11 protein-coding genes and 2 pseudogenes are annotated in these 14,696 nt (G+C 36.4%); 3 read left to right on the top strand and 10 right to left on the bottom strand.

Going from position 1 to position 14,696, the window contains the following annotated elements; translation table 11 throughout:
• Nucleotides 1-104 precede the first annotated feature (104 nt).
• The 5 genes and pseudogenes from csn2-St to cas9 form a co-directional block, all read right to left on the bottom strand.
• Nucleotides 105-1,148 (bottom strand): CRISPR-associated protein Csn2-St, encoded by a 1,044-nt coding sequence (gene csn2-St / locus HMPREF2887_RS08530; protein ID WP_021001657.1) that lies wholly within the window; start codon nucleotides 1,146-1,148, stop codon nucleotides 105-107.
• Nucleotides 1,145-1,468 (bottom strand): CRISPR-associated endonuclease Cas2, encoded by a 324-nt coding sequence (cas2, locus tag HMPREF2887_RS08535; protein ID WP_037590192.1) that lies wholly within the window; start codon nucleotides 1,466-1,468, stop codon nucleotides 1,145-1,147. Before cas2 ends, csn2-St begins: the two co-directional genes overlap by 4 nt.
• The gene (gene cas1, locus HMPREF2887_RS08540; protein ID WP_003024648.1) at nucleotides 1,468-2,379 is read right to left on the bottom strand and encodes a type II CRISPR-associated endonuclease Cas1; all 912 of its coding nucleotides are present in this window, start codon (nucleotides 2,377-2,379) and stop codon (nucleotides 1,468-1,470) included. The genes cas2 and cas1 overlap by 1 nt, the downstream gene beginning before the upstream one ends.
• Before the next feature lie 160 nt (nucleotides 2,380-2,539).
• On the bottom strand, nucleotides 2,540-2,968 hold the full coding sequence (locus HMPREF2887_RS10705; protein ID WP_410002519.1) for a hypothetical protein: 429 nt from the start codon (nucleotides 2,966-2,968) through the stop codon (nucleotides 2,540-2,542).
• A gap of 126 nt (nucleotides 2,969-3,094) precedes the next feature.
• Nucleotides 3,095-5,919 (bottom strand): annotated as a pseudogene (cas9, locus tag HMPREF2887_RS08545) (type II CRISPR RNA-guided endonuclease Cas9); the annotation flags it as partial.
• A gap of 196 nt (nucleotides 5,920-6,115) precedes the next feature.
• Here cas9 and HMPREF2887_RS08550 point away from each other — a divergent pair.
• Nucleotides 6,116-7,401: pseudogene (locus HMPREF2887_RS08550) on the top strand (PLP-dependent aminotransferase family protein).
• Nucleotides 7,402-7,584: 183 nt separating this feature from the next.
• Here the strand turns inward: HMPREF2887_RS08550 and HMPREF2887_RS08555 are convergent.
• The 5 genes from HMPREF2887_RS08555 to HMPREF2887_RS08575 form a co-directional block, all read right to left on the bottom strand.
• Nucleotides 7,585-9,327 carry an ABC transporter ATP-binding protein gene (locus tag HMPREF2887_RS08555; protein ID WP_057489649.1) on the bottom strand — a complete coding sequence of 581 codons (1,743 nt, stop codon included), beginning with the start codon at nucleotides 9,325-9,327 and terminating at the stop codon, nucleotides 7,585-7,587.
• Between the two features lie 2 nt (nucleotides 9,328-9,329).
• Nucleotides 9,330-11,069 carry an ABC transporter ATP-binding protein gene (locus HMPREF2887_RS08560; protein WP_057489648.1) on the bottom strand — a complete coding sequence of 580 codons (1,740 nt, stop codon included), beginning with the start codon at nucleotides 11,067-11,069 and terminating at the stop codon, nucleotides 9,330-9,332.
• 95 nt (nucleotides 11,070-11,164) lie between these two features.
• Nucleotides 11,165-11,836 carry an MmcQ/YjbR family DNA-binding protein gene (locus HMPREF2887_RS08565; protein WP_057489647.1) on the bottom strand — a complete coding sequence of 224 codons (672 nt, stop codon included), beginning with the start codon at nucleotides 11,834-11,836 and terminating at the stop codon, nucleotides 11,165-11,167.
• 12 nt (nucleotides 11,837-11,848) lie between these two features.
• A complete protein-coding gene (locus HMPREF2887_RS08570) occupies nucleotides 11,849-12,481 on the bottom strand; it encodes a copper homeostasis protein CutC (RefSeq protein WP_057489646.1) in 633 nt (210 codons plus the stop codon).
• A gap of 55 nt (nucleotides 12,482-12,536) precedes the next feature.
• Nucleotides 12,537-13,400: a GNAT family N-acetyltransferase gene (locus tag HMPREF2887_RS08575; RefSeq protein ID WP_057489645.1), complete on the bottom strand. Its 864-nt coding sequence runs from the start codon at nucleotides 13,398-13,400 to the stop codon at nucleotides 12,537-12,539.
• Nucleotides 13,401-13,543: 143 nt separating this feature from the next.
• Between HMPREF2887_RS08575 and HMPREF2887_RS08580 the strand changes: the two genes are divergently transcribed.
• On the top strand, nucleotides 13,544-14,068 hold the full coding sequence (locus HMPREF2887_RS08580) for an ECF transporter S component (protein ID WP_057489644.1): 525 nt from the start codon (nucleotides 13,544-13,546) through the stop codon (nucleotides 14,066-14,068).
• A 38-nt stretch (nucleotides 14,069-14,106) separates the two neighbouring features.
• The gene (locus tag HMPREF2887_RS08585) at nucleotides 14,107-14,616 is read left to right on the top strand and encodes a transcription repressor NadR (RefSeq protein ID WP_003024679.1); all 510 of its coding nucleotides are present in this window, start codon (nucleotides 14,107-14,109) and stop codon (nucleotides 14,614-14,616) included.
• Nucleotides 14,617-14,696 lie beyond the last annotated feature (80 nt).

Below are 14,696 nucleotides of genomic sequence, written 5' to 3' on the forward strand. Positions count from 1 at the left end.
TACAGTTACTTAAATCTTGAGAGTACAAAAACCTCAAATTAAAAAATTTTTTGATTTTTGTACCCTTACATTGATTATAAAGTCCTTTGATGAGCTTGTCAATCTTAATTTTTTAAAAAATTAATTAATAATTGAGTAGGTGGATTATAAGCAAAATGAATTTTCTTGTTGTAATGGTATAAACTGTTCATAATTTTCAAGGTTACCATATCTTGGATAGATAAACTCATATGTGTCACGTCTTTACTAAATAAATATGGTGAAATCTTTTGCAAAGAGACGATGAAATCATCTTCTGTAGGTACGTCGTTAGTAGGATATTGACCAATAAACCTTTCATACATAAAAGAAAATTCATAAAAATGTTCAACCAAATCAGAAACAATATTGACGTATTCCATATTCTCGCGATTCAAATAAAGATAGCCTTCATTTGACGGGAAAATAATGACACTAAAATTACTGTAATTGTCGGCCATCTCCTCTAGTTGCTCGCAACATTTTACAAATGAGCAATAATTCAAGTAATCGTCCATATTTCTGAGGACGAGCAAGATACGGTTGGTCTGGCCTTGAATCAACTGTTCTAGCATTTGCATAAAAATAATAAATTTCGTTTCATTTTCGACAAATTCAAACGATATATTCTTATCTTTGAACCCAAAATAAGGTAAAAAATTCTTAAGAATCAGCTGCTCAGTTGTAAAATACTGACTCTCTGTATGGTAATGTATACCTTCAATTTGAAAATTCAAACGTTCATTTACAATCATTGAAATTTGATCCAGCTTATCATTGATATAATCTATCTGTTCCATTATTTCAAGATTATCTAGTTTTGACTTCAGAAAATCAAACGCTACAGTCCCTTTTTTATAAGCCATTTGCTCGATTAAATCTTGGATATCTGAAATAGAAATAATCTTGTAATCTGTTCTTTTAAAAATTGTATTCTCTTCGGTAATTTCTGGTTCCATTTGTTCAAAAAGGTTCAAGTCTTCTACATTATACTTTTTACCGTTGAAATACCAAATTAAGAGCTGCCACATATAGTATTTTAATTGCTGATTATCTCCTACTATTTGAGTAAACGGGCCAAAATTAATAGATAAATTCTCTCTATAAGGATGTGTAAAATTCATTTTCATATAATCACCAGCTTATTATCACTTATTACTTCTTCTTGCTTGGTCTTCCCTCCGATAATCAAGACCATTTCTGAAAATTGCTTTTCTGTAACAGCTAGTAAACGGACATTGCCACTTGGTAAATTGCTTTGTTTCAGCTTTTTATAAAATTTACTGGCAAAACTTCTGTTTGGGCAAGTTCGATAATATACAGAAAACTGCAGCATTTCAAACCCATTGGCAATCAATTCTTTGCGAAAATTACGATAGGTTCGTTTTTCCTGATTGGTTTCCATTGGCAAGTCAAAGAAACATAATAATCTCATCGCTTCATACCTCATTACATACTCCATTCCAAACTAGAAACTATTGGACAGTAAAACTTTGTTGTATCCTTATCAGCAATACATTTGATAAAACCTTTTACATATTTGTCCATTGCAACTGTGACCGAGCAGGTTTCTTTGCCATATTTAATTTTTGCGTTCAGTAGATTTGTTAAAGCCAAGCGGAATTCATATTTTAAATATTCTTCATCTCTCAAATGTTCATAAACCCAAACATCAATAATTTGGCGGAAAGGTTCCATTAAATCATCCACCAGATTGAACTGGTTGTATTCATTTTTATGAAAAATTCCAATTAAAGCATTTAGTCCATATCCAGCAACGATTCGTGCCATCTGTGCTCGCATAATAGCGTATCCGTAATTCAACCCCGCATTAATGACATCTGATTCTCGCTGAGTTACACGGATAAACTTCTTTCCAAATAATTCATTGAAATAGACCTTAGCGGCATGTCCTTCTCGATTTGTCTTATCTCCTAGTTCAATATGATCCTTATAATCCGCTAACAATTGGATACAATCAAGATTTTTTTCAAACATTGCCAAAACATCCTGCTGATTATTGATTTTAAAATAGATAACAAGTTGCCAGAGCTTATCTTTTTGTTCCTGAGACCAGAGCAGTTGTTCTTGCAGTCGTTTATAGGCTCTAAAATGCCCGTTTTGAGAATGATAAATTCCCGTTGGTAAGTGTTCATTGTCACATACAATTAAGGCGATATTATACTTACTTAAAGCACTCAATAATCGAAGGGTAACGACAGTATCACCACCTTCAGCTACTATGATTGAAATATCACTTAAAGGGATTGTATACTCTTCTCCCATTTTCTTTATTAACAAATTGTCTAATTTCAGTCTCATCTTTTCACTTTGACAGATATGTACAATTCTCCACGTCATAAAAACTCCTTTACAACACGAAAACACCCCGTCATAGACAGGGTGTTGATTTCGGCATGAAGCCTTATCTTTGTAGCTTCTGCAAGATTTAAGTAACTGTGTAAGGCGTCCCTTACAGTCACTATTATAATACATTGCAAAAGCGTTTGCAACTCTTTTTTTAAAATTTTTTCTTAAAATTGAGCTGTGGCTGATCACCCTCTTTTTTAATGAAATATTTATTACCAAGAACATCTGTTTTGACTTTATAGATGGAGAGATTAGGCTTGTTTATCCCTTTGAGGCATTGACCACCTTTTGCAACGGTTCCTAACAAATTCATCAGCTGTTGATTTCCTTCAAATTTAGCTTTTTCATAAGGTTTTAACTCAACATAATGTTTTGAGGTATCGTTTCGCGAACCATACCTAAATAATTGCTGCTCTCCAGTTTCGGTGTCTTTTATCAAAATCAAATCGTTCTTATATAAAGTAAATTTAAATTCTGAATCCTCGTTCACTCCTTCTTTTGCTTTGACTTTATTATATTTTTCAGGTGAAATACCGTAGCTTCCACTCCCTTTTTCAAATCTTAAATCTGAGTATTTCAATCCCATCAATTCATATTTGGAAGTCCGGGGATTAAAATAAACATCTGTCCGCCAAGGCTTCAAGGACTGCAAAACAACCTGGTTCTGACTGTTTACAGGAGTAATATCAATATGATTACCAAGTTTATTATCATAATACTTAAGGATTTTAATCTCTGGGCCTTTGCCCTTTTGCTGTATTTTCGAATAGGACCATTTTCTTGTCTGTACTTTTCAAAAGGATTGCAGGGAATTTCTTTACCCTTTTCGTTTAACTCTTTGTCAGGATAGGTTTTAAGAATTTCTTCAATAACTTTTTCAAAGGTCTGTGGATCTTTGTGATATATCAAGAACTGAGTTTCATCTTTATTATATCTCTTGATAAAATCTTCATAACCCTTTTGAGAATAGATATCCTTAATTTTTCCAAGTACATAAGTTTCCTCCTGCTTATCTTTCCCCAACTGAGCTTTTCTAGTTCCATAGATTGTAGCATCTGATATTTTTCGGTTATATTTAGAATCCACTTGATAAGAAAACAAGATACTGTCTTCAAACGATTTGCTCTTCAATGTATCTACAAAATAATCATATGGTGGTCTGAAAACAAGTTCTTTATATTCGTCATCTGTCAGTGAAAGAATCTCTCCCGTTTCAGGATCTACAAACTGCCCTTCTTTATAAGAAATCAAAGGATTATTCTGCTTTTTCCAGAGTCTTAACTGACTGGAGGCCGCAATGATGAGAGCATCTACTGCGTGGTGGTGATAGGTATCACGACTTTTTTCAATTTTCCACTTTCTTCTCAGCTGTGATGTAAATTGACCACGAACAACCGAAATTTTTGTATCGAAATCATTTGTTTTGTAAAATTCCTGCAAAGTATTTAGGACTACCCGTGATGAGTAACGTGTGTCCACGAGATTGCGCTCAATGAATTTTTGTTTTACTTCAATCTTGCTGATATCTTCTTCGGTCAGCAGATAGTCTTTTTTCTTATTACTTAAGCTTTTAGAATTCCGGACATATTGTTTGAACTCCCTGTAAGACCACGCATCATCCATACTATCTATAGCCTGGAATGGTGTTCTCTGTCCCTTTTCCTGATTAGCTGTTGCTAGCACCAGAACCTTATTGGCCAAGCCATCATCAAAAGAAAGTGAAAGCGGCAGAATATGATCAATTTCATACTGATGTGGATTATGAATTAAATCACGAATAGAGATATTCTTTCCCGTATAAAGGCAGCGTTCTCCCTGCTGGTGCCATAAACGAATCTTAGTAGCTAATTCCTTATGGCCATGAAAAATACTATCTGGTAACTCTTTTTTTCCATTGTATTGGAAAGCCGCTTTTTCCATAGAAGCATTTTTCTCATCTTGGTTTGCTTTTTGACGCTTGATATAATCTTTCTTTGCATCTTCTTCGTTATTTTCACGAGCCATTTCGATAACGATATTATCAAAAATACCATATCTTTTAGTTGCTTCATTGATTATCTTTATTGCCTGTCTGACAGACTTTGCTACTACAGGGTTATAGATTTCTTCTGTTAATTCTTTTTCATCTATGTATTTAGTTCGTTTTGAAATTTCTCTACTTCTCTGTTTACCTAGACGAGTCAAAATAGTCATTTGCTCCTCTGAAGTCTCATAAAGCTCCGAAATCAATTCATTCATTAACTTAAGAGAAAAATTATGCCAACCTTTTCCAAATACCGCACTGTTTTTCTTCCTAAACTGAATTAACTCATCAATCTGCTCTTTGGTAAATGTACTAGGCATTTTACTGTTAAGAGCTTCTAAAATACCTTCACTTTCTGTATTCAAGGTTAGAATGTGTGCTAAGTCGTCTAAGGTTTCTCTCGATAATGCATCTATATTCACCAGATCTAGTGTTCTCATTTTACGATAGGCGTCAAAAGTATGCATCATCTCCGGTTTATCAGATTTATCAATCCGATATCCTTTTATGTCATCAATAGAACCGTCTACTAACTTAGCAATATATTTCAGTAAAGTTGGAGTTCCTAAAGTTTTTGCAGTTCTAGCATACTCAACAATCTGCCGCTTTTGTTCTGGACTCAATTTTTTCGTTTCAGTTGGAACTGTTAAATTATTGAGGTCGTTGAGCAAATTAAATTCCTGCGCGGTATAAGACGCCTTTGCTGCTCGATATTCATCAGGATAAAAAGTACATTTTCCAATTAAAATACCGAAAATATTATCAAGAGTTGTGCCATCTGTCCGAAATCTTCCATAATCTGTTCTAGATTTTTCATTTCCAGGCCCATGATAATATTTTCTTTTGCCAGTCAAAATAGTTAAATAAGCTTCAATGAATTCATCTGAAATCCTCACATTGAATTCTTGTTGCCTTCTAAGAATTCGCTCTGCTTCTTTTTTGTAGGCTGAAGTAGAAAATACATTAATTAAACGATGATTCTCCCCATTTTCAACAACTGTAAAATCCCCACGAACTTGTCCGTATTTTTCAAAACGTTCCAACTGGATTTGTCCAGGCGTTTTGTCTGCAAGTAATTTTCTGTTTTCTTCAACTGCTTTTCCATACTCATTGGAAGCTGTTTCTCCATCTTCACTAGCATCGTCTAGATAGCTGATACCACGCCGTTTAATAATGTTTTTAAGCGCAATAAACAACTCTTCATTTGTTAATTCTTCGCTTAATCCCTTCACACGCAGAGCATAAGGATTTAAATTTAAAGGGATAGCAGAAAAATCTGTTATAAAACCGAATTCTTCAAAAAGGTTGTTTAAGCGAGCGCTGCGATGTTTCTTCCTTCGACCAAGTCTTCTTCCTTGTCTAAATCCCCGACGTTCTACATTGCTGTCTGCAGTTGCAGCTGGAAAAATTCTCGAATTAGCATGAATAATCTCGCCTGTTTCTTTATTTAAAATTCCCACTCCGACAGAAGCAATACCGATATCCAATCCTAAAACCAAACCGTTCATGATGCTCTCCTTTTTATAAAAATTTTGCTACAAATCACATTTAAAGCGCTATCATACACATTATAACATAATAATAAGTAAAATGTTTTAATATTTAAAAATATCTCAATCTCTACCGTTAATAACAAATACCATACATCATTTCCTGATTGTAAAAGATTTCAAAATACGCTACAATAGACAAAAATTCTTCTGTATGGGGACAGTTAAGATGATAAAACCTAAGTATCAATGTATTGTAGATCAGATTAGCCAAGATATTAAAAGCGGGAAATTGTCCAAGGGACAAAAGATTCCTTCTGTCCGTCAGCTGGCAGAATACTATCGCTGTAGCAAGGATACAGCTCAAAAGGCGCTAATGGAATTGAAATATCAAAAGTATATCTATGCGGTTCCTAAAAGTGGCTACTATGTGTTGGAAAATAGTCTGGAGGATCAGCAGGACATGGAGCTAACCGTCAGAGATGACCACTACCAAATTTATGAAGACTTTCGACTTTGTCTCAATGAAACGCTGATTGGACGTGAGAATTATCTTTTTAACTACTACTCGCAACAAGAGGGGCTAGAGGTTTTGCGACAATCTGTCCAGCAGCTGCTTCTAGATTCAGCTATCTACACCTCTGCTGATAGACTCGTTCTGACATCTGGTACCCAGCAAGCTCTTTATATTCTTTCGCAAATTGCCTTTCCAAATGAAAAATATGAAATTCTAGTTGAACAGCCTACCTATCATCGGATAAATGATTTGCTAACTGCCCAAAACTTCCTTATCAAACAATTGAGCGAACTCCAGAAGGAATTGATTTAGGAGAATTGGAGAGGATTTTTCAATCTGGTCGTATCAAATTCTTCTATACTATCCCACGCTTTCATTATCCCTTGGGGCATTCTTACAGTCGAAAGGAGAAGGAAGAAATCATTCGTCTTGCTCGGCTTTATGATGTTTATATCATAGAAGATGATTATTTGGCTGACTTTGACAGCAAACGCGAACTGACCTTTCATTACTTGGACGACAGCCAGCATGTCATCTATATCAAATCTTTTTCTACTAGCCTCTTCCCTGCCCTTCGGATAACAGCTCTGCTATTTCCTCCAGCTATTCAGTCAACTTTTATCGCCTACAAAAAAGCAGTAGACTACGACAGCAATCTCATCATGCAGAAAGCTCTATCTCTTTATATTGACAATCTAATGTTTGAAAAAAATCGTCTTTCTCTTCTCAATCAACAAGAAAAAGAATTGACGAGAGCTAGAAAACTTTTAAGCCAAAATCAGCTCAAACTTTCCTACTTTATCAATAGAGATGGTATCTTACTAGATCTACGTGGACTTAAATCCGTCAGCTCCCTCAAACATAGCAATCTGCCATTGGATTTTTTTGAAGCAAGTTATATACAGGATTGTCCTTATCAATACGCAAAAATTAAATACGAGGATCTAGAAAAAACCTTAGAACGCTTAAATGAATATTTATAAGGGAGTGGGACAGAACTAAAAATCGAAAATTTTTAGTTCGTAGTCCCACCCCCGCAAGGGTGATTAGGTGCTCTTCTGAGCTTGAAAAGCGAATGAAGAGTCCAATCACCTACTGCGTTATTCTTTTATTACTAAATCTGATAGAAGCTGGGACACTTTTTGCACAGCCTTTTCTTTAACATATCACTCTTCTTTCATCATTCCAGCCTGCAATTGATACATTTTATAATAAGTACCCTTAAGCGCTAGAAGTTCTTCGTGTGTGCCAGATTCAATGATACGCCCCTGCTCCATGACATAAATACAGTTAGCGTCCTGAATGGTAGACAGACGGTGAGCAATGGCAATCGTCGTTCGTCCTTGGCGCATTTTTTTCAGCGAAGTTTGGATAAGTTCTTCGGTCTCTGAGTCAATATTAGCAGTTGCTTCGTCCAAAATCAAGATTTTGGGCTTACTAGCAATTGTTCTCGCAAAAGCCAATAGTTGTCTTTGTCCGCTTGAAAAAGTCGCACCTCGCTCGGTTACTGGACTGTCATATTCTGCAGGAAGCTGACTAATAAAGTCGTGAGCATCCACAAACTTAGCAGCTTCTACAATATCTTCTCGACTCATATTTTCCTGATACATTTGGATATTAGAAGCAATGGTACCGTGATAGAGGAAAGGATCTTGAAGAACTAAACCGATATTGCGACGCAGTTCAGCTTGGCTGTAATCCTTAATATTTTGATCATCAATTAAAATTTCTCCTCTTTCAAATTCATAAAATCGCAGAAAGAGATTGATAATCGAAGACTTGCCTGAGCCTGTCGCACCGACAAAGGCGATTGTTTCCCCCTGCTTGACTGAAAATGAAATATCTTTCAGAACATCACGCTTGCCGTCATAAGAAAAAGAAACATGACGAAATTCAATATTCCCAGCTGTAATTTCCAATGGAAGATTAGCTTGATTGGGCTCATAGTCTCTGCGGTCTATGATTGCGAAAACACGGTCTGCAGCCACCATAGATGTCTGTAAAACAGAGTAATTCTGCATCAAATCAATCAGAGGATTAAAAAGTTGATTGACATATTGTATAAAAGCATACATAACCCCTGCTGTCACTCCTGCAACCTGCCAAGTAAAGCCAAAGTAAGCTAAAATAACTGCATAAGCTAAAATTTTTAACAAAGACATAGCTGGACGCAGAAAAAGGCTATTGATATTGAGGTAGCGGACTGTATACTCCAAATGCTCGCCGTTAATCGTTTCAAATTCATTTATTAGACGCTTTTCCTGACTAAATGCCTGAATAATTCGCATTCCCTCAATACTTTCAGAAAGTTTGACATTCAAATCACTCAGTTTGCTTCGGACGAGTTTGAGGAGACGATTAGATAAGCGTTGATAAAGTAAAATGGAGCCCAGCATGACTGGTAAAAAAAGTACAATAAGTCCTGTCAAGCGCCAATTCAAGGTGCACATCGTCATTACTGTTACAACAAGAATAAAAATGGAACTTAGAAAACTTGAAAATATGCTACTAAACATATCTGCTACCGCTTGTGTATCATTCGTCAAACGGGAAACAATCGCTCCTGCAGCTATTTGATCAAAATAAGCCATACGTAGCCGCTCAATATTTTCAAAACTCTCCTGACGCAGATCGCGAACAATGCTATATGCCACACGGGCAAAAGAATACTGTCCCAAGAAAGTAAATAGTACCCTCAAAAGAAAGAGAGCATAATAGAGAATCAAAATATAAAATCCCGCCATAATCTGATGACGACTGATAAAATGGTCAATAAAATACCGGGCCAAAAGTGGCAAAGCTGTCGTCACCAAAGTTGTCGCAAAGATAAAAGCAAGTGCCAAAATGCTCACCCATTTATAACGCCACATATAAGTCAGAAGGCGATGAAAAGTTGTTTGTTTTTTCATGATTACTCCTCCTTCAGACTTTCTGCCAGTTGCTGGTTGTGATAAGTATGCGCATACCAACCGTTTTGAGCCATCAATTCTTGGTGAGTGCCACGCTCTTTAATGCGCCCATTTTCCATAACTAAGATCAAATCTGCATGAACAACTGCTGATAACCGATGAGCAGTAATAATCGTCGTCTTACCATCTCTTTCTTCCTTGAGATTTTCCAAAATCAAATGCTCTGTTTTAGCATCAACAGCAGACAAAGAATCATCCAAGATTAAAATATCTGGTTTCAGAACGAGCGCTCGACTCATGGCTAAACGTTGCTTTTGACCTCCTGAAAGCGATACTCCTCTCTCGCCGACAATTGTCTGAAAGCCTTCTGGCATGGCAATAATATCCTCATAAAGACCACAAAGTTTACTAGCTCGAATCACTTCGTCATCTGACAAGTCTGGATTTGCAAAACGAATATTGTTCGCAATCGACATTGCAAAAAGAATCTGTTCTTGTGGTACGTAACCAATCAAACTCCGCAAATCATTTAAGCTATAATCTCGAATATCATGATCATTCAGATAAATAGCACCTTCTTGAATATCCCGTTCTCGCATGAGCAGGCGTAATAGTGTTGTTTTGCCAGAACCTGTTTGTCCAACAATTCCTAGCGTCTGCCCTTTTTCTAATGCAAAATGAATATTGGATAAAGTGGCTGCTTTCTCATAAGAAAAATGCTGAATATCATAAAGCAAACGACCATTTTGTATAGGGAAAACGGGATTTTTGGCTTCTTTAACATCAGACTTCTCTGCTAACAATCGCTCAATCCGCTCATAAGAAACCATTCCTCTCTGGCTGATGTTAAAGAGATAACCCATCGCCTGCAAAGGCCATACCAGCATATCCAGATAAGTGATAAACGTCACTAACTCCCCAACTGTAAATTGCCCTCTAGAGATGAACATTCCCCCAAAAATCAAGGTTAACACATAAGATAAGCCAATAAAAATCAGAACCATAGGGTCAAAGAGAGAATTGTATTTAGCAGCGAGAATATTCTTCTCATAGACATCCTGATTTGTTCTAGCAAAAGAGTAACTTTCTGCTTTTTGATAGCCAAAAGACTTCGTCACTTTAATCCCCGAAACGCTTTCCTGTACCTTGTTATTCAAGTCAGAAAAGGCCTCCTGAGCCGCTTTAAAGCTCTCATGATTTTTTCGTCCAATTAAACTGGTTCCCCAAGAAAGAAATGGCAATGGCAGAATAGCAATCAAAGTCAAGCGCCAGTCTAAAACAAAAAACATGGTCAGCAGCGTTACCAGTGCTGTGATTGATGCGTCTACCGCCGACATGACACCCCCACCTGCTACACTTACAACTGCATTAATGTCATTCGTTGCATGCGCCATCAAATCTCCTGTTCGATATTTTTGGTAAAAAGACGGTGCCATTTGGGTAAAGTGCTCAAAGAGTTGAGAACGCAAAAGTCGTCCCAAATGATTTGCCGTTCCAAAAATGTACAGCCTCCAAAGATATCGCAGACCATACATAATAAAGGCCGAAGCAACCAAAAGTAAAAGATTTAAAAGCAACTGGTCTGACGTTAGATTTCGGTTAGCAATACGGTCAATCACCACACCAATTACTCTAGGAGGAATTAAATTAAAAACACTAACCAAAGACAAGGCTAGAATTCCGATAATATAACGTTTTTTCTCCAGTTTGAAAAACCAGCCCAATTTTCTGATAAGATTCATACTCTCTCCTCTGCTATTACTGATTACCATTATACACTATTTTGTTGCATTATCTGTAAAGATAAAACGCAGCTAGCACAAACTAACCGTGTTCCTCATTTCTTTTGGGTCAATTCAAAGCTCTTATCCAAAAGGGAAAAAAGTTCTGTATCCGTCAAAGTATCATCCAAGGGCAGGCTCAGCCAATATTTTTTATTCATGTGAAATGCTGGGTAAATTCCTGCTTTCTTAAGCAAATCAGCTACTTGATTGTTTTTGACATTCAGCACTTCTATTTGACCAGTTTTGCCATTTTCAAACTTCGACCAGTCTATCGTCATAAAAATACCATACCATTTTTTAGTATCCTGATGTCGAAAAACACCAGCATGAAGATTGCTATTTTTTGAAGAATTCTCCCAGAGATATTCCAGTCGTCCGCCATAGGTCTTCGCTACATAATCCTGCAAGCGGCTGCTCTGTTCATAAAGAAAGCCAACTTCCTCAAAACAATTAGCTCGGATCATCAAAAAAATCTCCTGACAAGCTTCACGGACTTGACCGACAAATTCACCTGTCATAGTCCTCATTTTGACTTGCACGTATTCATCACCAGTCTCTTGGTCAAACACTTGATAGTCCAGCTTCTCACCCTGAAGTTTTAGCTGTAACAGAAAATCACCATTCATTATTTCCTGAGAATAAACAAACTCTTCTCCTCTTTTTTCAAAACCAAATACCTGTAATTTTTCTGGATTTGCTTGATATTTCTCAAATAAGTTTAACATGATCTTCACTTTCTAAAATACAATTTTGGTACCATGAAGTTGATTGACGCCGAGCTTTGCAACAATTTCATCACGATTATCAACCGTAATACCGCCTCCTGGTAAAATATCAATCCGACCAGCTGCATGATTTATCAATTCATATAACCAAGAAAAATGCTCTTGAATCGGCTCTTCTGCCAGTCCACCGTGAGTTAGAATCCGTTTCACGCTATGTTCCATTAGCCAGTCCATTTCACTAAATTGATGTTCTCTTGGAGTAGCGTCAAAAGCCATGTGAAAGACGACTTCCAGCCCTTGCGAGGCTTTTAATAATTTTTCCATTTTTGGATAATCAATTTTATTAGCAGTTGTCAAAACACCAAAAACAAGTCCGTGTGTCCCAGCGCTGCGCGCCATTTGAATGTCTTCTAGCATGATTTCCATTTCCAAGTCATTGTATACAAAGTCTCCCCCGCGTGGACGAATCATCGTCATAACGGTCACATTGTAAGATTTTGCTAGCTCAACAGCCGCCTTTATGACACCGTAACTAGGCGTTGTTCCGCCAACTGCTAGATTATCGCAAAGTTCAATTCGTCGAGCACCAGCCTGCATGGCTTTTTCCAAATTAGTCACATTTTCTGCACAAAATTCATAAATCATTTTTGACCTCTTCTATGTGAAAGTGTTTTCTTGTTGATTATAACATAATCACTATTTATTCTTCAAAATCTTTCGCGACTCGCTGGCACCAATCCAACCATTTTTTCCTATAATCCGACTCAGGCAAGATACGATTTTCTAAATCTTTTATCGTAAAAATTCCCATTTTTTCACAAGTTTGAAGGCAATAGTAATAAAAATCCCAATTCAAATCGTCCTCTTCTGCACAAACTGGAATCTCTTCAAAACCAGCTTGATAAGCTATAAATGCTCTGCTATGTCCATCAGTGAAAAAGATTTTATCTTTCCATCGCTTAATTGGTAAAGGCTTTAAAGCGTTTATGTCCTTTGTATCAAACCATGCCTGTACCTGCTCTAATTTCTTTTCAGAAAGATAAAATTGACTTGATTGAATAGCTGACAAAGAAAGCGTCAAATCCAAAGCATAGCGATGCCCATTTTCAGTCTTTTCCAAAGGATAAAACCCTACTAACTCAAACATCTTCTTAGAAGCTTCATTGTCATCATAGATTTCTTGAACATACAAGCGCTTATAACCCAACTTGCGTCCGCGTTCAACCAATGCCTGAACAACTGTCCTCCCGATTCCCTGACCACGATAAGCTGAATTGCCAATAACAATCGGCATGTCTTCTTGCCAAAAACTCACATCACCAATCGGCTGCCAACCTGCATTTGTCAAAACTTCAATAAAATACACTTCTCCACGCTGAGTAAGATAGTCATACATTTTCTTGATTCGTTGAAGCGTGTAAGGCTCTTGACTACCATCTATCAAATGAATCACCTCAGGGTCTTGATACCAAGAAAAGGCGAGATGAGCTTGTCCATCATACTTTCGCAAACGTAAGGAAGAATCAATGGAAATATACTCTGGTTGTTTCTTTACATTTATCATAATATTCTCCTCTTACTGACATTCTAACAGAAATGACACAGATTGTTTAGGAATTCTGTCCTATTCTATCAAAATTTTCTCTTGACATTATCTGAAAAAACAGTATACTATACTTGTGTATATACAGTAAAAAGGAGAAAATTATGAAACCTAAAACAAAAAATCAATTTATAACTCTTACAGCTCTCTTGACTGCACTAGCTATTGTTATTCCGATGGTTATGCCTGCAAAAATTATTATTCCACCTGCATCCTACACTTTGGCAAGCCATGTTCCCATCTTTTTAGCCATGTTTATCTCGCCGTTAATGGCTTTGATCGTTATTCTAGGATCTACTTTTGGTTTTTTAGTAGCTGGTTATCCCATTGTTATCGTTCTTCGTGCCCTGTCGCACCTATGCTTCGGCTTGGTAGGCGCTCTTTATCTAAAAAAATATCCTAAAACTTTAGATAAATCAATCCAGACTTGGATTCTTAATATTGTCCTTGCTTTTATTCATGCAATTGCTGAAGTCCTTGCTTGCCTCATCTTTTACGCCTCAACTTCTTTTCCAGCAAATATGTTTTATCTGCTTTTCATCCTTGTAGGAGTTGGAACTATCATTCATAGTATCGTTGATTTTATCATTGCACAATTTATCTATAAAGCTCTACAAAAAATCCGCTAAATCTTGAATATTTAACAGATTTATTCTACAATGAATTTATGATAAAACAAAGAAGAACAGATTTATTACAGCTTTTAAAAACTGCGGAAACTCCCTTAAATGGACAAATTTTAGCAGAGAAATTCCATGTTACTCGACAAATCATTGTACAAGACATTGCCGTTTTACGAGCAGATGGCGCCCCTATTATTAGTACAAATCGAGGTTATATTTACAAAACGAATGATAGTGCTAAATATTATCACCAGCTTTTTAAAGTTAAGCATACGATTGAAGATATTGAAGCGGAATTACTGGCAATTGTAGATAATGGTGGACGAGTTCAAAATATTATGGTAGAGCATCCCGTTTATGGGGAAATTCAGACCTATCTGAAATTAACTTGTCGCAGAGATGTTCAGCATTTCATTCAACAAATTCACGAGACCAATTTCCGCGGTTTATCTGAATTGACAGACGGTGTCCATTATCATCTAGTAGAAGCTGATTCGCAACAAGATTTAGACTACGTCGAAAAAGCACTAGAAAAATTGGGATTTTTATTATAAAATTCAAACATGATTTCTATATAGATTTCAAAAAAATAGAGCCTGAATGATCTGCACCCCAAAAATTAGACAGAAAAAAT

The sequence above is a fragment of the Streptococcus sp. HMSC071H03 genome, from assembly GCF_001813035.1.
In the GTDB taxonomy this organism is placed as follows: domain Bacteria; phylum Bacillota; class Bacilli; order Lactobacillales; family Streptococcaceae; genus Streptococcus; species Streptococcus anginosus.